Origin of the sequence: Stenotrophomonas sp. (assembly GCF_032056425.1) — a bacterium.
GTDB lineage: Bacteria > Pseudomonadota > Gammaproteobacteria > Xanthomonadales > Xanthomonadaceae > Stenotrophomonas.
In genome coordinates, this window is record NZ_DAMBCN010000024.1 from 58326 (window position 1) to 74107 (window position 15782).

The 15782-nt window shown below is 65.1% G+C and carries 19 protein-coding genes and 1 pseudogene; 9 read left to right on the plus strand and 11 right to left on the minus strand.

Annotated elements, in window-relative coordinates:
• Window positions 1-18 precede the first annotated feature (18 nt).
• The gene (locus RTY46_RS15350; protein ID WP_312709439.1) at window positions 19-204 is read left to right on the plus strand and encodes a hypothetical protein; all 186 of its coding nucleotides are present in this window, start codon (window positions 19-21) and stop codon (window positions 202-204) included.
• A gap of 19 nt (window positions 205-223) precedes the next feature.
• Here RTY46_RS15350 and RTY46_RS15355 read toward each other — a convergent pair whose 3' ends face one another.
• The 4 genes from RTY46_RS15355 to RTY46_RS15370 are packed head-to-tail and all read right to left on the minus strand — an operon-like array spanning window position 224 to window position 2682.
• Window positions 224-661: a BLUF domain-containing protein gene (locus tag RTY46_RS15355; protein WP_312709440.1), complete on the minus strand. Its 438-nt coding sequence runs from the start codon at window positions 659-661 to the stop codon at window positions 224-226.
• Window positions 662-707: 46 nt separating this feature from the next.
• Window positions 708-1028 (minus strand): hypothetical protein, encoded by a 321-nt coding sequence (locus RTY46_RS15360; RefSeq protein WP_312709441.1) that lies wholly within the window; start codon window positions 1026-1028, stop codon window positions 708-710.
• Window positions 1025-1522, minus strand: coding sequence for a hypothetical protein (locus RTY46_RS15365; RefSeq protein WP_312709443.1), 498 nt, complete (start codon window positions 1520-1522; stop codon window positions 1025-1027). Before RTY46_RS15365 ends, RTY46_RS15360 begins: the two co-directional genes overlap by 4 nt.
• Window positions 1519-2682 (minus strand): zinc-dependent alcohol dehydrogenase, encoded by a 1164-nt coding sequence (locus RTY46_RS15370; RefSeq protein ID WP_312709470.1) that lies wholly within the window; start codon window positions 2680-2682, stop codon window positions 1519-1521. The genes RTY46_RS15365 and RTY46_RS15370 overlap by 4 nt, the downstream gene beginning before the upstream one ends.
• 214 nt (window positions 2683-2896) lie before the next feature.
• Between RTY46_RS15370 and RTY46_RS15375 the strand changes: the two genes are divergently transcribed.
• Window positions 2897-3535 (plus strand): DUF6766 family protein, encoded by a 639-nt coding sequence (locus RTY46_RS15375; RefSeq protein ID WP_312709445.1) that lies wholly within the window; start codon window positions 2897-2899, stop codon window positions 3533-3535.
• A gap of 5 nt (window positions 3536-3540) precedes the next feature.
• On the opposite strand, the gene RTY46_RS15380 is transcribed toward RTY46_RS15375, so the two are convergent.
• Together RTY46_RS15380 and cho are read right to left on the minus strand one after the other, a co-directional pair.
• Window positions 3541-4017, minus strand: coding sequence for a YetF domain-containing protein (locus tag RTY46_RS15380; protein ID WP_312709447.1), 477 nt, complete (start codon window positions 4015-4017; stop codon window positions 3541-3543).
• 80 nt (window positions 4018-4097) lie between these two features.
• The gene (gene cho / locus RTY46_RS15385; protein WP_312709448.1) at window positions 4098-4955 is read right to left on the minus strand and encodes an excinuclease Cho; all 858 of its coding nucleotides are present in this window, start codon (window positions 4953-4955) and stop codon (window positions 4098-4100) included.
• Window positions 4956-5137: 182 nt separating this feature from the next.
• Between cho and RTY46_RS15390 the strand changes: the two genes are divergently transcribed.
• The 4 genes from RTY46_RS15390 to RTY46_RS15405 all read left to right on the plus strand — a co-directional run bounded on the left by RTY46_RS15390 (window position 5138) and on the right by RTY46_RS15405 (window position 9238).
• Window positions 5138-5524: a sensory rhodopsin transducer gene (locus tag RTY46_RS15390; protein ID WP_312709450.1), complete on the plus strand. Its 387-nt coding sequence runs from the start codon at window positions 5138-5140 to the stop codon at window positions 5522-5524.
• 94 nt (window positions 5525-5618) lie between these two features.
• Complete coding sequence (locus RTY46_RS15395) at window positions 5619-6485, plus strand: SDR family oxidoreductase (RefSeq protein ID WP_312709451.1); 867 nt, start codon at window positions 5619-5621, stop codon at window positions 6483-6485.
• 42 nt (window positions 6486-6527) lie between these two features.
• Window positions 6528-7424, plus strand: a complete 897-nt coding sequence (locus RTY46_RS15400) for an SDR family oxidoreductase (RefSeq protein WP_312709452.1) — start codon at window positions 6528-6530, stop codon at window positions 7422-7424.
• Window positions 7421-9238, plus strand: a complete 1818-nt coding sequence (locus tag RTY46_RS15405) for a glycoside hydrolase family 15 protein (RefSeq protein ID WP_312709453.1) — start codon at window positions 7421-7423, stop codon at window positions 9236-9238. Before RTY46_RS15400 ends, RTY46_RS15405 begins: the two co-directional genes overlap by 4 nt.
• Window positions 9239-9250: 12 nt before the next feature.
• Here the strand turns inward: RTY46_RS15405 and RTY46_RS15410 are convergent, their stop codons facing one another.
• Genes RTY46_RS15410 through RTY46_RS15425 form a run of 4 tightly spaced genes read right to left on the minus strand, consistent with a single transcriptional unit; the run spans window position 9251 to window position 12046 of the window.
• Window positions 9251-9940, minus strand: coding sequence for a glycosyltransferase family 2 protein (locus tag RTY46_RS15410; protein ID WP_312709454.1), 690 nt, complete (start codon window positions 9938-9940; stop codon window positions 9251-9253).
• On the minus strand, window positions 9937-10524 hold the full coding sequence (locus tag RTY46_RS15415) for an SAM-dependent methyltransferase (protein WP_312709456.1): 588 nt from the start codon (window positions 10522-10524) through the stop codon (window positions 9937-9939). Before RTY46_RS15415 ends, RTY46_RS15410 begins: the two co-directional genes overlap by 4 nt.
• Window positions 10521-11273 (minus strand): PIG-L family deacetylase, encoded by a 753-nt coding sequence (locus RTY46_RS15420; RefSeq protein WP_312709457.1) that lies wholly within the window; start codon window positions 11271-11273, stop codon window positions 10521-10523. Before RTY46_RS15420 ends, RTY46_RS15415 begins: the two co-directional genes overlap by 4 nt.
• Entirely contained in the window at window positions 11261-12046 is a 786-nt protein-coding gene (locus RTY46_RS15425) for an acyl-CoA dehydrogenase (RefSeq protein ID WP_312709471.1), read from the minus strand. Before RTY46_RS15425 ends, RTY46_RS15420 begins: the two co-directional genes overlap by 13 nt.
• Before the next feature lie 340 nt (window positions 12047-12386).
• On the opposite strand from RTY46_RS15425, the gene RTY46_RS15430 reads away from it, so the two are divergent.
• Both RTY46_RS15430 and RTY46_RS15435 read left to right on the plus strand, forming a co-directional pair.
• Window positions 12387-14117, plus strand: a complete 1731-nt coding sequence (locus RTY46_RS15430) for an ATP-binding protein (RefSeq protein ID WP_312709460.1) — start codon at window positions 12387-12389, stop codon at window positions 14115-14117.
• 87 nt (window positions 14118-14204) lie between these two features.
• Window positions 14205-14705 carry a hypothetical protein gene (locus RTY46_RS15435; protein ID WP_312709463.1) on the plus strand — a complete coding sequence of 167 codons (501 nt, stop codon included), beginning with the start codon at window positions 14205-14207 and terminating at the stop codon, window positions 14703-14705.
• A gap of 38 nt (window positions 14706-14743) precedes the next feature.
• Here RTY46_RS15435 and RTY46_RS15440 read toward each other — a convergent pair whose 3' ends face one another.
• Window positions 14744-15280, minus strand: coding sequence for a nucleoside 2-deoxyribosyltransferase domain-containing protein (locus RTY46_RS15440; protein WP_312709464.1), 537 nt, complete (start codon window positions 15278-15280; stop codon window positions 14744-14746).
• A 311-nt stretch (window positions 15281-15591) separates the two neighbouring features.
• Between RTY46_RS15440 and RTY46_RS15445 the strand changes: the two are divergent.
• Window positions 15592-15782: pseudogene (locus RTY46_RS15445) on the plus strand (hypothetical protein); the annotation flags it as partial.

Consider the following 15782-nt stretch of genomic DNA (forward strand, 5'->3'; position numbering starts at 1 on the left):
CATTTTCGGGAGAAGACCATGAGCGAGTTGCCTTTCAACCCCACCGGCGATGCCAGCGATGAGGACAAGGCGCATACGCCGGACAAGGTGCGTACCGACCGCAGCTGGAAAAAGGGGAAGGACATGCCCGAACAGGAAGAGACCGCCCACCCGCAGGATTACGAGCGCCCGCCAGCAGATCCCACCGGCGACACGCACGGATGAGAGCTGTCGGCCCGCAGCACTACGCCGCCGGTGGCGAGGCCAGGTGCTTTGATACCAAAAGGCTCAGCCGATGGACACCGCCGCTGCGGTTCAGGCCAGACCAATCGCCTGTGGAGATGATGCGGATCTCGGTCGGCTGGGCAGGAAGCCAGCGCATGGACCAGTAGGGAAAGAACCTGGCGGAAATGCGGGCCCTGCCCAGCTCCACCAGCTCATGATGGCTGCGGGCTGAAAGAATGCAGTCGTAGACCACATTGATGCTGTCATCCGGCCCTTCGATATACTGCAGAAAGCGGGAGCCGTCATGCAACAGGACACCCGTCACACCTGCTTCCAGGTTGAAGCGGGCGGCGGCGCGAGTGAGGTCATCCACATCGTCGATGGACAGCCCTGGCACCGCCTCACTTGCGTAGGCGATGGCGCGTAGGGGCACGATAATCACCAGCGAACGCAGCAAATTGCTGCACACGAGTTTCCCACACCGACTGTAATATGGCGTGAGGTTAATGTGTTCCGTTGAACCATTCCGCGTAGGGGCTGTTATTTACCAGATGGCGGTTGTAGTCCTTTTCCCCGTCAACCCACCACACAGGGCCCCGCTCGCCCAGCCCACGCTTGGCCTCGTCCACTGTTCGGCGCGCAGCCTGCAACGCCTTCCCGTCACCTGCCCGCATGGCCACCTGCACCGCGCGCCGTCCGTTCATAAGCCGCGCCACCCACTGCGCGCGCTCGGCCGCGGACAGATGCGGATTGCTGGCGCGCCATAGACGGCCGCGCACGACGATATACCGACCGTCCGGGGTCAACGGTGCTGAAGCATTCATACGCGGGCTCCTGCAGCCGCCAGACAGCGCCGGAGTTCATACAGCCACGGGATCACAACGATCAATGCAGCCGGAACCAAGATGGCCCACCAGTGCCAGGCCCGTGCCAACTGTGTCTGCAACGCCCACGTTGAATCGGCCTGTACGGCGATCCAAAGCAGAAAGACCCATGGCGCGATATCCAGAATACTGTGTACGTGCTGCTCGGCTGGGCTGATGCGCCGGCGGCCGTCTGCACTGGCGGTATCGAGATAGCCAACTACCGCGTGCAGGGCGACCAGTGCAAAGAGGATCGCAGCCAAGCCCCGACTGGGGGCCAACGACAGCCAGGCAAGCACTCCTGCCCCGATCAGCGCCAATTGCACCCCATGCAGCGCGCTTTCGCGCAGGCCGGATGTGTGCCCAATATCCGTGCGCCGATGAAGGTGAAAATCCAGCGTGCCTGCCAGCAGCCAGAGGGCATACAGGCACGCCATGATGCCGTTCGTCGTCATGGGGTCAGCACGATCTTCCGGCAATCATCGTCCTTGGCGTCGAACATCGCATAGCCCTGGGCGGCCTCGGCCAGTGTCATGCGGTGCGAGATGATGTTCCCGGGGTCCAGCTTCCCTTCGAGAATGGCCGTCAGCAGCTCGGGCATCAGCCCCTGCACATGCGTCTGCCCCATCTTGAAAGTCAGGCCTTTGTCGAATGCGTCGCCCAGCAGAAAACCATGGATGAAACCGGCATACACGCCGGGAATGCTGACAACGCCTCCGCGTCGCGCTGCGGCAATGCATTGGCGAATTGCCACACCGCTGCTGCCTTCCAGCTTCACCGCGGTCAGCGCGCTTTCCAGGGCGCTGCCTTCAGCCTCGAACCCCACCGCTTCGATACAGGCATCCACGCCGCGCCCGCTGGTCTGGCTGACGATGTAGTCCGCCGGATCATCCACTTCGCTGAAATTGATGGGCGTGACCCCGTACGTGCGCTGGGCGAAGTCGAGGCGGTAAGGCAGATGATCGACCATGAAGATCGTCTCGGCGCCCAGCAACCGACAGCAGGCCGCGCTCATCAGGCCCACAGGGCCGGCACCGAAGATGGCGACGGTCGAGCCGGGCTTGATGCCGGCGTTCAACGCCGCTTGGTAGCCGGTCGGCAGGATATCGGACAGGAACAGTACCTGCTCATCGGCCACTCCATCGGGAATGCGCAGCGGGCCGACGTTCGCCTTGGGCACGAGCACATACTCGGCCTGCCCGCCCGCTACCCCGCCGTACAGATGGCTATAGCCGAACAGCGCGGCGGGCGGCAGCATGCCTTTGCCGTTGAGCGCAGCGCCCTTGCCCGGGTTGGTCGTTTCACAGGCCGCATACTCGGCCAGCTGGCAATGGAAACACTCGCCGCAGGCAATCACAAAGGGGATGACCACCCGATCGCCGGGTTGTACCTGGGTCACGCCACGACCCACTTCCTCCACCACGCCCATGAATTCGTGGCCCAGCACATCGCCGGCGTGAAGGTCGGGGATCTTTCCACGGTACAGGTGCAGATCGGAACCGCAGATGGCCGTGGCGGTCACACGCAGGATCAGATCGTCGTCGGCCGCCAGTACCGGGTCGGGCACGGTTTCCACCCGTACATCCTTGCGGCCGTGATAGGTCAATGCCTGCATGATCCGTCTCCGTGCGGTTGGAAGCCACAGGGTGGCACCTCGCGCGGGCAAGCCAGGTGACCCAAAGGTATGCGCGCCGTCTACCGGCTGCATGGCTGGCTTAACAATTCGGCGCATGGACCACCATGGTCACTTCAATCTTGCGCGGTCTTCACCGGTACTTGCGACGCACACGCGCAGGCTCTGCCGGCATCCGCCGGAGCGAGGCACGCGCATGTGGAAACGCAATGGACTTTCCATTGTCCTGCTGGGCCTGATGCTGCTTTTCCTGTGCGGCCAGGTCGCTGCAGGCCTGCAGGTGCACAATCACGAACTGCTCCAGCACGGTCGCGCGCCGCTGGACGTCTGGCAGTACCTGGGCAGCGGCCATTTCATCAGCGCCACCTTCGAGAATTGGGAGAGCGAATTCCTGCAGATGGGCATGTATGTGCTGCTGACCGTTTCGTTGCGCCAGCGCGGCTCTGCTGAATCGCGGCCGTTGGATCCTGCGCAGGAGAACCAGCGCGTCGCCCTTGGCCCTGCCCCGTGGCCTGTGCGTCGGGGTGGCATCTGGAAGAGACTGTACGGGCATTCCCTCGCCATCGCCTTCGGGTTCCTGTTCTTGCTCAGCTTTGCGCTGCACGCGGTAGGAAGCTGGCGGGCGGAGCAGTTGGAGCAGCAACTGCAGGGTTTGCCGCCGCCTGGCTTCCTGCACCACATCTCCGGCAGCACCTTCTGGTTCGAGTCCATGCAGAACTGGCAGAGCGAGTTTCTGGCTGTGCTGGCGCTGGTGGTGCTGACCATTTTCCTGCGACAGAAAGATTCGCCGCAGTCCAAGGCGGTCGAGGCGCCCTATTCACAAACCGGCGACTGAAGGGCTCAGCGCTGCCGCGAATCGATGCTGATTTCGCCAGAGGTCTCCAGCATGGCCAGGGCGATGTCATGGTGGCCGTCACAGCCGGCCTTGCGCATGGCCACATCCAGGTCTTCAGGCGCAACATTGCAGCGCCGCAGCTGTTCCCAGAATACCTTGCCGTTGCGGACAAGCACTATTGGCGCGCCTTCCACCCAGCGGTGCAGGCGACGGTTCCGTGCCGTGGCGTACCCTACCAGCCAGTTCAGCCCCAACAGTGTCGCGGCCAGGATGAGCCCACCAAGCAATGAGGTGTCATCACCGATCAGCGAGTTCTGCACCGCGGTGCCCAGCAGCACGATCACCAGCATGTCGAACGGTGCGGACTGGCCGATGGAGCGCTTGCCGCTTAGCCGGGTGAGCAGCAGCACCACGGTGTAGACCGCGCTGGCACGCAGCACGAATTCGAACCAGGGCATTCCCAGATCCAACAGGTCAGTCACGATTCTCTCCAGCATGGTCCTGCACGCAGGCATACCCAAGCGAACGTCCAGGTCTTGTGACCTGCTTGCCTTGGCTGTGTCTACAGCGGGTGCAAGGCCCACTGGCCGCCGCACAGGCCCTTGCGCAGAATGCGGTAGGCGTCGCGGTCGAACTGGGCGGGTCCGCGACGCAGGCGTCGGGCGGCAGCGAGGGTCTTGGTACTGCCGTGATAGAACCACCCATCCACCACATGGAACTGGCGCAGGTCCGGGCCGCGCTCCTCGATGGCGACCGGGCCGGCATACGGCCATTGCACGACTTCCAACAGAGCCAGTGCTTCGCTCAGCCGGCGCTGGTGCTCGGCCACGCTTTCGCGCCCGCAGCACGCGCCCAGGCACTGGCCCAGCATGGAGCGGAAGCACGGCCGCCCGGCCGGCAGGCGCTCCAGGCCCAACAGCGAATAGCACAGGCGGTTGTCGTCAGCCAGGCGTCGAAGCGCTTCGCGGGCGGAACGCTCACTGGAGTAGACGCCATACAGCAACGGCGCCGATGTCAGGTCGACTTCACCTGAATGCAGCACGCTCACTTCGCCCCGGTAAAGGCGCAGGCTGAACTGCCGCGGCACCCGCCGCAGCAGGCGGTTATAGAGCGGTCGATGGGTCTTGACCATCGTGGCTTCCAGCAGCTGTGCGCCCAGATCACCGGCCATCGGAAGATGGCTGATACGCTCGGATTGCCGCAGCATCGCTGCTTCTTCCTCGGTGCGCAGGTGATCAAGCACGCGGGTGCGCAGGTTCACACTCTTGCCGATATACAGGGGCAACCCGCCCTCGCGACCGTGGAAGGTGTACACGCCTGGCTGTGAAGGAAGGGCGCGGGCCTGCTCCCGCAGGTGCTCAGGAAAGACATAGCCGGCGGCGCGGGCAGAACGGCGCGCGGCCTGTGCGCTTGAAGGCATGTAAGGCGGCAGCGGGAATCAATGAATGCAGTGACCCATGATAGGCACCGGGCAGACCGGCGCCAATGCAGGCTCAGACAGCACGCTGAATGCTTCACGTTGATGCGCCGCGCACCCGGTCTGCACGGCGTGCGCCGTCTGGCACACGCACGCTGTAGGGCCCATTGCAAAGGAGCCACGAAATGACCGATGCCGACAACGCTGCGCTGGGCGGTATGCGCTGGGCCATTGCCGAAGGCTACATCCCCGGTTGGAGCAATGGCCCCGAACCCGAACTGCAGAGCCACGAAACCTGCTGCATCCTCAATGCCAGCAGTGCCGATGCACAGATCAGCCTGATGCTGTACTTCGAGGACCGCCCGCCGCAGGGGCCCTATCACTTCACCGTGCCGGCGCAACGCACCTGCCACAAGCGCTTCAACGATCTGCAGGACCCGGCACCTGTCCCGCGTGGCGTGGGCTTTTCCTGCGTAATCAGTTCGGATGTGCCGGTGGTGGTGCAGCACACGCGCCTGGATTCGCGCCAGGCCGAGAACAGCATCATGACCACCATCGCCTACCCGCTGTAGGGCCGCGCCGTGCACATCACGGCGACACCACCGGGCCACCGCGTTTACCCACGCAGGCAGACAGTAGCGATTCCTCTTCCGAAGGAGTCGTCCGATGCCTGTCCCCCAGTATCCGAAGCCACCGTTCAAGGCACAGCAGCAGACTTTCCCCGGCAAGACCAGCAAGATGGCCCCGCGCCCGGACCACGGCGAGCAGAGCTACAAGGGCCATCGACAGCTGGAAGGCAAGAAGGCGCTGATCACCGGTGGCGACAGCGGTATTGGCGCTGCCGTGGCCATTGCCTACGCCCGCGAAGGCGCTGATGTGGCCATCGCCTTCCTGGAGAGCGAAAAGGACGATGCGGCGGCGATTGGCAAGCTGATACAGGAAGCCGGCCAGAAGTCGGTACTGATTCCCTGCGACATCAGCGACGAGGCGCAGGCCGAAGACCTGGTGAAGCACGTGGTGCACGAGCTGGGCGGCCTGGACATCCTGGTGATTAACGCCGCGTACCAACGCTACTACGAGTCGTTCGATGAGATCACCCTGGACGACTGGCGCAAAACCTTCGATACCAATGTGCACGCGGTGTTCAACCTGACCCGCCTGTGCGTGCCGCATCTGCAGAACGGCGGCTCGGTCATCAACACCGCATCGGTGAATTCCAAGAAGCCCACGCCGAACATCCTGCCCTACTCCACCACCAAGGGCGCGGTCGCGAATCTGACCATCGGGTTGGCCGGCCTGCTTGCAGAGAAAGGCATCCGGGTAAACGCGGTGCTGCCAGGCCCGATCTGGACGCCATTCATTCCCGCCGGCATGGCCGCCGAAGAGGTCGAACAGTTCGGCAGCCAGACGCCATTTGGCCGGCCGGGCCAGCCGGCCGAGCTTGCGTCGGCCTACGTGATGCTGGCCGCCGACAGCGCCAGCTACACCTCCGGCGCGCTGCTGACCATTTCCGGTGGCGCCGTCACGCTCTAACCGTTCTACACGCCATTACTTCCTCCCCCAAGGAATACTGCAATGACCCGCAATCAGTACGACATGCAGAACCCACTCACCCAGTTCCCGCAGCCGACCTACCCGGCGCAGGTACAGACACCGCCCGGCACCGTGCATGAACTGAGCCCAAAGGCCGACCATGGTGAAAAGAGCTACGTAGGCCTGGGCCGTATGAAGGGCCGCAGGGCACTGGTGACCGGCGCAGACTCGGGCATCGGCCGCGCCGTGGCGATTGCCTTCGCCCGCGAGGGTGCCGATGTAGCGCTGAACTACCTGCCCGAGGAAGAGGCGGACGCCGCCGAGGTGGTCGCGCTGATCGAGGCCGAAGGACGCAAGGCCATCGCCCTGCCCGGTGACCTGCAGGACGAGGCGTTCTGCTGCGATCTGGTGGCCAAGGCCGTGGATGCGCTGGGCGGCCTGGACGTTCTGGCCAATATCGCTGGTAAGCAACTGGCCGTGGAGAAGATCGAGGACCTGGACACCGAGCAGTTCGAGTCCACGTTCCGCACCAACGTGCACGCGCTGTTCTGGGTGTGCAAGGCGGCCCTCCCGCACCTGCCCGCGGGTGCGACCATCGTCAACACGGCCTCCATCCAGGCCTATCAGCCCTCGCCCAATCTGCTGGACTACGCGCCGACCAAGGCGGCCATTGTCAATTTCACCAAATCGTTGGCGCAGCAGGTCGCCGAGCGCGGCATCCGGGTGAACGCCGTAGCCCCGGGCCCGATCTGGACCCCGTTGCAGCCGGCGGGCGGTCAGCCGCCAGAGGCCATTCCAGAATTTGGGGCGCAGACACCACTGAAGCGTGCTGGCCAACCGGTAGAGATGGCGTCGGCCTACGTGCTCCTGGCCACCCAAGAATCGAGCTACATCACCGGCGAGGTGATTGGTGCCACCGGCGGCATGCTGCTTCCGTGAGGTCCGAGCCAGATAGCGGGGTAAGCCCCGCACGTGACGCGCAGGGGCATGCCCCCATCCATGCCTACGCAGCCATTGGCGATGGCCGCTCCACGGCGCTGATCGCACCCGACGGCTGCATTGACTGGTGGTGCGCGCCAAACATGGATTCGCCGCCGCTGTTCGATCGCCTGCTGAACGCCGCAGCCGGCGGGCGCTTTGCGCTGCAGGCACGCGACATCGTGTCTGTACACCGGCGCTATCGGACCGACAGCAACGTGCTTGAAACGCAGATCCGCACTTCCACCGGCTACGCCCGCGTTACCGAATCGCTGAACAGTGGTCCGGCCGGGCGCTTGCCGTGGTCCGAGCTGGCCAGGCGGGTGGAAGGACTGGAAGGTGTGGTGCTCTTTGACCTGCATTACCAGCCGGGCACCCGTGCCGGCACCTGCACGCCATGGATGAGCGATACGCCCAATGGGTGCGTGCACCACGTGGGTCCGGTGATGACGATGCTGCGCTACCCAGAAGATACCCGCATCGAGCTGTGTGACGACCGCGCCGTGCAGGGGCAGCTGCGCGTGACGGCGGGCTACCGCGGCGTTGTCGCGTTGCTGGCGTCGCAGGACGAGGTGCTGCCCGTTCCGCCATTGGACGATATAGATGCCCGCATCGACCGCTCTGATCGCGAATGGCAGCAATGGGTCGGGGATCTGCACTGCGACAGCCGCCAGCGCAGCGAAGTGATCTGCTCGGCGCTGGCGTTGAAGTTCCTGTGGTTCTCGCCCACCGGCGCCATTGCCGCAGCCGTGACCGCTTCGCTGCCGGAGCGCCTGGGCGGTGACAAGAACTGGGACTATCGATACGCCTGGGTGCGCGACGCCGCCTACATCATCAAAGCCTTCCTGCGCGTGGGCGCCCTGCCCGACGCCAAGGCCGGTTTCAGCTGGTTGATGAGCACCATCGGCAGGCATCGCCCCCCGCTGCGGCCCTGCTACACCTTGCGCGGTGAAACGGTTGAACAGGAGCGCTACATCGACATATCCGGCTATCACGGCAGCCAGCCTGTGCGGGTGGGCAACACCGCAACCGACCAGTTGCAGACCTGTGTCTACGGCGATGTGATGGAAATGGCCAGCCGCATGATCGACGCCGGTCATATTCTGGACCCAGCCACTGCCCGGCTGTTGTTCGAGCTGGCCGACGAGTGCGCCGACCGCTGGATGCGCAAGGACTGCGGGTTCTGGGAGCTGGAGGACCTGCAGCACTACACCATGTCGAAGGTGGAATGCTGGATGGCACTGCGCCGGGCGTGCGAACTGGCCGAACAGGGCCACATTACCCGCGCCCGCCTGCCCCGCTGGCAGCGGGAGCGCGACCGAATCCTGGAGTGGATCGACACGCATTGCTGGCACGAAGAAAAGCGGAGCTATGTAATGCACCCCGGCAGTGACCGACTGGATGCAAGCCTGATGCTGGCATCACGCTTCGGCCTGGCACAGGCGCGACGCGAGCGGTTCATTGCCACCCGTGAGGCGATGCGCCGTGAACTGAGTGATGCCAGTGGCGATCTGCTGTGGCGCTACAGCGGCATGCAGGAGTGCGAAGGCACGTTCATCAGCTGCGCGTTCTGGATGGTGGAGGCATACGGACTGCTGGGCGAGCAGGAAGAAGCCCATCGGCTGTTCCATGCCCTGTTGCAGCGGGTTCGCAACGACGTGGGCCTGATGCCCGAGATGTGGGACCCTTTTACCGAGCAAGGGCTGGGAAACACCCCGCAGGGCCTGAGCCATCTGGCCCTGGTGCACGCGGCATTCGCGGTGGATGGGCAGTGAACTTTGCAGGCCTCAGCTGGCCAAGGCCAGCTGGGGCGGTACACCATGCTCCTGCGCTGCAAGGGCCGCCAGATGATCGGCAAATCCGCCGCTGGCGCGCCCGACCAGGCGGGCACTGGTGCTGACCACCGGATCACCGGCCCAGCAGATGGATGCGCCGCTTGCCTGCAGTCGTTTCACCAAGTCCACATCTTCCGAACAACGCTGCGCCGCGAAACCACCGGCCGCCAGGTAAGCCCGCGTGGAAACGCCCATGTTGGCGCCGTGTACCCGGCCGTGCCCCTGGCCCCAGCGCTCTCCGCGCTGGAAGCAGCTGCGGAGCCAGGCTTGCCGGGGCGCCAGATCACCCAGATCCACCACACCGCAGAACACCTCACTGCCCGCTTCGCACTGGGCCACCAGCCAATCGGCCGGCACCTGGCTGTCTGCATCGGTGCTGGCCAGCCACCGGGCGCCCATGCGGATCAAGTCGTCCGCTGCCGCCGCTCGCGCTGCACCCACGCAGCGGGCCTGCACCTCCACCATGCCGACGCCGTGGCGCAGGCAGATGTCCGCGCTGGCATCCGTGCAGGCATCCAGCGCCACCATCACCCGAACCGGCTCGTTGCTCAACTGCGGGTGCGAGGCGGCAATGGACAGCGAGCGCAGGCACGCGTCCAAGCACCCCGCCTCGTTGTGTGCGGGCACCAGCACCCCGATCATCTCAGACCCTCTTCGCTGGCCAGCGACAGTGGCGTGCGGGACCAGGCCTGCAGCACGAAATCGCTGTCCCGGTAGCAGAAGGCTTCCTGCAACCCGCGCCCCAGCCGCTCGTGCACGAGTGCGGTACGGCTGGCACGGCCGTTGAAGGACGGCAGCCAGTGGCAAGCGACCAGCAGTCCGTCATCCTTCAATGCCGCGTGTACCCCGTCGCGCAGCTCCACCAGCGCGTCCGGCCCCAGGTAGTAGCCCATCTCGCTGCAGACGATCAGGTCGAAGCGGCCGGCCGGCCACTGTTGTGGATGCTGCGCGCAATGCACCTGCACGTGCGGCAGGTGGGCCAGACTGCGGCGCGCCTGGAACGTCGCCCGCGGGCTGATATCGGTTGCCAGCAGGCGCTCGCAGCGGCCGGCCAATGCTTCGGTCAGCACCCCGTTGGAACAGCCCAGTTCCCAGCCGCGCTGGAAGCTGCGGCGCGTCAGGCTGGCCATCAGCACGCCGCGCTTGCGTTCTTCGTACCAGCGGCTGCGGTAGCCGAAGGGATCATCAATGGCATGCACTTCGTCGAAGTACGGCTGGGCACTCATGCGAAATAAACCTCCTGGGTACGATGGAAACGGTCGAGCACGTGCGCGGGGAGGATGGGCTCGGCCTGCAGCCGGGGCACATCGCCGGTCTGTGTGCGGAAACGGGTAATGGCCTGCCGCTTGTGGGCGGCCACCGGGGAAATGTCGAGCAGGCGCGGCGACTCCCATGCCATGTGCGCGCAGCCCGGGTCCAGCCAATGCCAACCCCAGACGGGGTACTCAAGCAGGCGGCAGCCGACGGCACGCGCGGCCCTCCACGCGGCGCGTCCGGCAGCTTCGTGGTCGGGATGGCCATCGAACCGCCAGGGCGCCAGCAGCAGATCGTCTTCGCGCAGGCACTGCCACAGCCAGTCTTCCAAACCGCTTTCGTGATCGGTCACGCCGCCATCGGCGATGCCCAGATGCACGATGGACTCTGCAGCAATGGACAGCTCGGACAAGGCATCGCGCAGCTCCTCGCGCCGGGCCTGCCGCAGGCGCTGCGGCGTCCACCAGAGCTCACCGGGGTAGCACGCCTCGCCGTCGGTCACCGCCACCACCTGCACCGGCATGCCCAGGCGGGCGGCGGCGCACATCAAGCCTCCGCAGGCCAACACCTCGTCATCGGGATGCGGTGCAACCACTACAATCCGCCCTGCCCCGGCACACAGCTCGGCCGCGGTCGCTGTGGGTTGCTGCCACAGCCAGTCACAGCGATCCCATGCGCTTGCTTCGGAGCCGCGCCCGTTGATGATGGCTACAGCGCCCATGGCTTCACCTGTGCTGCGCACTGCTGTCCCAGCCATTCCCAATCCTTGTCCGCGTGGCTTTGCCGCAGGAATACGCTCAGATCGGCCCAGCGGCGCGCGTGCGCGTCCTCCATGCACATTGGCCCTGGTCCCAGTGCGCGGCCGGCAAGGTCCAGGATCTGGGTGGCCGCGCGTTCCACCACGCTGCGCGCACGCACGACCTGCACGCGGTGCGTCAGCTGCGGCGCCAGGTCGATCGCGGTGGCCAACTCGCGCAGCAGCGCGGCGGCCGGTGCCAGAGCGAGGTCAGCCTTGCCCAGCAGACGCGCGCGCAGGCCTTCGCTGCAGGCATGTTGCATGCGCTCTGCAAGCGCGGTGGCCGCGCCGAACCACACGGCCGCGATGCCCGCGCCGCCATGCCAGAACCCGGGACGATCCAGATAGGCATTCAGTGGGCCGACTGCCTCGGCCTGGGCATCGTCGAAACGCACCGTGGTGGACGGTACGCCGGCCATGCCGGGAGCGGGCCACGGCTCACCCTCCAGTGCATGCCACTGAGATGCATCCACACGATAGAGCTGCACCCCTGTCCCTTCGCGCACGGTCACCAATGCGGTATCCACCAGCTCGCTGCCCGAACACCACGGTTTGTCGCCCCGCAGCCGGCCGCTGTCATCGGCGCGCAGGGTGCAGGCGGGTCCCTCTGCGGCCCATACCGCCAGCAACTGGCCGTCCGACGGCGCTGCGCCCAGTTCGTGCAGGATCGCCACGGCGTCATGATGGGCTTCAAGCACCTTCGCCAAGCACAGGTCTTGATGCCCAAGGGCAGCCAGCTCGCGCCAGCGCTCCAGCGTACGGCCCTGGCCAGGCAATGGCAGTGCGTTGACCTGCAGCAGTCGCTGCCGGGCCAGATTCGAAAGCGGTGATGGCAGCACGGTAGCGAGCATTCGCGATTGACGTGTCGAGGCGGGCCTTCAACGTAGGTCGTGCGAAGTCACACGGCCGTCTTGCGGATGTAGCGGGCACATGAACGCGCGGTGGCTACACCATCACAATCCCTGCGCGCGACGACTCGTCACGCTGCCTGTACCATTCATGATCGACGCTGTGAGGAGGTCTTCAACAGGTCTTCACATGTCCCGCAGCGAACTGCCCGTGTCTTCGCCCGACTCCCTCGCTTATCGCCTGCTGCAGGACAGCGACTGGGCACATGGTGGGCTTGCAGAGGCGGCGCCGGACGAGCTGCGCACCGTACTGACGATGATCCTGGATTGCCCCGAGCCGCTGTGGATTTCCTGGGGCCCGGATAACCTGTTCTACTTCAACGACGCGTTCTCGCCCTGGATGGGCAACAAGCTGGTCGGCGCAATGGCCACGCCGGTGAGAATCGTCTGGCACGACGTGTGGGATGAGCTGGGTGGAGCCATCGCCGATGCGATGGCCGGCACCCACCGCAGCTTCCGCAACCTGCGCGTCTTCATGGACCGCGATGGCACGCGTCGCGAAACCTTCTGGACCTTCTCCTATTCCCCCATCCGCGTGGCAGATGGCAGCGTGGGCGGCATTCTGTGCGTGGTCAGTGACCAGACGGAGTTCGTTTCCGAGCGCAACGAGCATTCGCGGCAGGTCGAATCCATCAGTGAAGAGGCAAGGCAGGCCCATGCCGAGCTGGTGAGGGCACGCGAGCAGCTGCGGCAATCGCAGAAGCTGGAAGCTATTGGTCAGCTGACCGGCGGCGTGGCGCATGATTTCAATAATCTTCTGCAGGTCATCACCGGCTCGGTGGACATGCTCCGCTATGGCAAGCCCCGCGACGAGCAGCAGCGCCGGCACATCGAGGCCATCGGCGCAGCGGCAGACCGGGCGACCAACCTGGTCTCGCACCTGCTGTCCTTCTCGCGCAGGCAGACCCTGTCACCGGAAGTGTTCGACCTGGGCAAGGGGGTGGAAGGACTGGCCGACATCATCCGCACTCTGCTCGGCAGTCGGGTGGCATTGCAGCTGGACCTGCCCGATGATCCGCTGCACGTGCTGCTGGACAAGACCCAGCTGGATACGGCACTGATCAACCTGGCGGTGAACGCACGCGATGCCATCGGAAAGAACGGCACGGTGCGCATCTGCGTACGCCGTGTCGATACCATGCCTTCGGTACGGTTCGCGCCACCACTGAAGGGTGCCTTTGCGGCGGTTTCGGTGAGCGATGACGGCTGCGGCATCGAAGAGGCCGTCTTGAGCCAGGTGTTCGATCCGTTCTTCACGACCAAGGGTGTGGGTGAAGGCACTGGCCTGGGACTCAGCCAGGTGTTCGGCTTCGTGAAACAGTCCGAAGGCGAGGTGGATGTCACCAGCACTGTAGGCGAAGGCAGCACGTTCGTCTTGTACCTGCCGCTGACCGACCAGGAGCCCGTTTCAATGGAAGGTTCGTCCCTGCATGCACTGCAGGAAGCGAAGGGCCTGAACGTGCTGGTGGTGGAAGACAACGTGGATGTTGCGGCATTCGCGGTTTCAGCGCTGCGGGAACTGGGCTGCGGCGTGCAGTTGGCGCGCAACGGCGCAGAGGCGCTGGCCGACCTGGAGCGGCATCATGCGCGCTACGACGTGGTCTTTTCGGACGTGGTAATGCCGGGCATTACGGGCCTGGAACTGGCCAGGACAGTGCAGGCCACCTATCCCGGGCTGCACGTAGTCCTGACCAGCGGTTACAGCGAACTACTGGCGCGGGAGACCGACCATGGCTTCGTAGTGCTGCGCAAGCCTTATACCTTGGGTGGTCTGGCCGAGGCGATCAAACCGCCGGTGGGTGCGGGAGAGGCGGTGGAGGAATTGGGAAGCGACGACCGTGTGTGGCGCACGGTGAGTTGAATCACGAGGGCGGCGAAACATTGCTGCCGGCAAGCGCACGGCTGTATAAAAGGTCGCCGATCCGGCTGACCCAGATCCACTCTTCAGATGCCGACAGGCTATGTACTGGTCCTGATCTTTCCCGCGCTTGCGGCGATGTTCCGCGTTTGGGCCAGTGCGAGTTTGGATGGGAGCGCCCGGATCTCCGCGTGGGACTGCGCCGTAGATCAATTCAAGGGCGGGGCCCTTTTCTTAGTGTTGGGTCCGCTGGTGGGAACGCTGGCTGCCTTCCTCGCCGTCTCACTGAAAGCGGGCACCGTGCTTAACCCCTTGGCCGTGCTGTTCCTCTTGCTGTTTGCCTACCCGATGGGTGCCATTCCTGCGATGGCGACCGGTGCCTTGATGGGGGCCTTGAAGCCCTGGCTGTGGGGCTGGCGCGCCTTGGCAGTGAGCAGCGCGATGGGGGCACTGCTCTCTTCGATTCCGTCACTTGCTGCGGGCAGTGCGCGCGGAGTGAGCGATGCTGCATTGTTCGCCGCCTGCGGCGCCGTTGCGGGATTGGCGTGCGCGCGTTTGTTTTTTGGGGCGCCTGGCAAGGCAAGCGGTTGATTGGGGCCTTGGACGGCTTCAGTCGAGCAAGCTCGACGCTACGGGCGGGGCGGGTGGATACGCGCTCGCACGGCGTTGACCAGCTCGGCGAGGTTGTCGTAGCGCGGCACGCCATAGCGGTCGCCGGTGATGTCCAGGTTGCCCTTGCGCCAGAACCCTTCCGGCGCGGCAACCAGCAGCTTGCCGGATCGCGCGTACAGCCCGAATTCCAGCAACGTGATCGGGCTTTGTGTGCCCGGGGTGAAGTACATCAGTACGATGTCGGCCTTCTCCAGCGCCGCGAGCTCCCACTGCACCTGCTGGCGGAAGTTCTCATCACTGGCGCTGGGCTTCCACGCCGGATTCCAGTCTTCCCGCCGCGGGTTGAGCATCAATGCACCGTCATCTGCCAGCGCCTGCTGCACCTGGGCCTGCCAGTCGCCGGCCTTGCCCATCTCGATGCTGCCGGCCAGGAACACGGTCACGCGGCCGTCCGATGGCGGAAGCGGTGCGGGTGAGGTCACCGTCTGCGAGGGCGCGGCCCAGCAGGCCATGGGTACGAGCAGGGACAGCAGAAGGGTACGTCGAAGTTTCATGGGTACGCGGTACGGACAGGCAGACGGCATTGTTGCATCTATCGATGATAGCGGAACCCCATTCAGTGCCCTGCCCCATCCTGTGGCGGGGCAGTGCCTGAGTGCGTTGCAGGGGGGCACTGGGGCTGATCATGGTTGCCATGGCGGGGCATGCGCTCTCGGGGGCGCGACGAGGCAGGGCGCGGGTAGCGGCGGCAACGCCGGACTGATCGCCAGCGGGTGGTACCGTCGGGCAGGCTCGGCGTTACGGTGCTTGCATGCGCTGGGAATAGCGGTAGATTCTGCGGTACAGACTTCAGGGAGCGAAGCGGATGCAGATGTTCAAAACCCCCACTCTTGCAGCCGTGCTGCTGATTGCCACCGTCTGGCAGGCACCGCGAGCGGAAGCCGCGCCGGCCAGGCCGCCCGTGGCGGCGATCATCACGGACGAGGACGGGAATCCCGTGCGCCCGGATGATTCATATATCCGCGCCAAGCTGCGCCCCGCATTCAAGGCCTGCGT

Coding starts and splice junctions, on each gene's coding strand:
- RTY46_RS15415 (WP_312709456.1), bottom strand. CDS start 10,524: ATGAGTGCCCAGCCGTACTTCGACGAAGTGCATGCCATTGATGATCCC.
- RTY46_RS15440 (WP_312709464.1), bottom strand. CDS start 15,280: ATGAAACTTCGACGTACCCTTCTGCTGTCCCTGCTCGTACCCATGGCC.
- RTY46_RS15430 (WP_312709460.1), top strand. CDS start 12,387: ATGTCCCGCAGCGAACTGCCCGTGTCTTCGCCCGACTCCCTCGCTTAT.
- RTY46_RS15395 (WP_312709451.1), top strand. CDS start 5,619: ATGCCTGTCCCCCAGTATCCGAAGCCACCGTTCAAGGCACAGCAGCAG.
- RTY46_RS15410 (WP_312709454.1), bottom strand. CDS start 9,940: ATGATCGGGGTGCTGGTGCCCGCACACAACGAGGCGGGGTGCTTGGAC.
- RTY46_RS15400 (WP_312709452.1), top strand. CDS start 6,528: ATGACCCGCAATCAGTACGACATGCAGAACCCACTCACCCAGTTCCCG.
- RTY46_RS15365 (WP_312709443.1), bottom strand. CDS start 1,522: ATGACGACGAACGGCATCATGGCGTGCCTGTATGCCCTCTGGCTGCTG.
- RTY46_RS15435 (WP_312709463.1), top strand. CDS start 14,205: ATGCCGACAGGCTATGTACTGGTCCTGATCTTTCCCGCGCTTGCGGCG.
- cho (WP_312709448.1), bottom strand. CDS start 4,955: ATGCCTTCAAGCGCACAGGCCGCGCGCCGTTCTGCCCGCGCCGCCGGC.
- RTY46_RS15420 (WP_312709457.1), bottom strand. CDS start 11,273: ATGGGCGCTGTAGCCATCATCAACGGGCGCGGCTCCGAAGCAAGCGCA.
- RTY46_RS15370 (WP_312709470.1), bottom strand. CDS start 2,682: ATGCAGGCATTGACCTATCACGGCCGCAAGGATGTACGGGTGGAAACC.
- RTY46_RS15350 (WP_312709439.1), top strand. CDS start 19: ATGAGCGAGTTGCCTTTCAACCCCACCGGCGATGCCAGCGATGAGGAC.
- RTY46_RS15390 (WP_312709450.1), top strand. CDS start 5,138: ATGACCGATGCCGACAACGCTGCGCTGGGCGGTATGCGCTGGGCCATT.
- RTY46_RS15375 (WP_312709445.1), top strand. CDS start 2,897: ATGTGGAAACGCAATGGACTTTCCATTGTCCTGCTGGGCCTGATGCTG.
- RTY46_RS15360 (WP_312709441.1), bottom strand. CDS start 1,028: ATGAATGCTTCAGCACCGTTGACCCCGGACGGTCGGTATATCGTCGTG.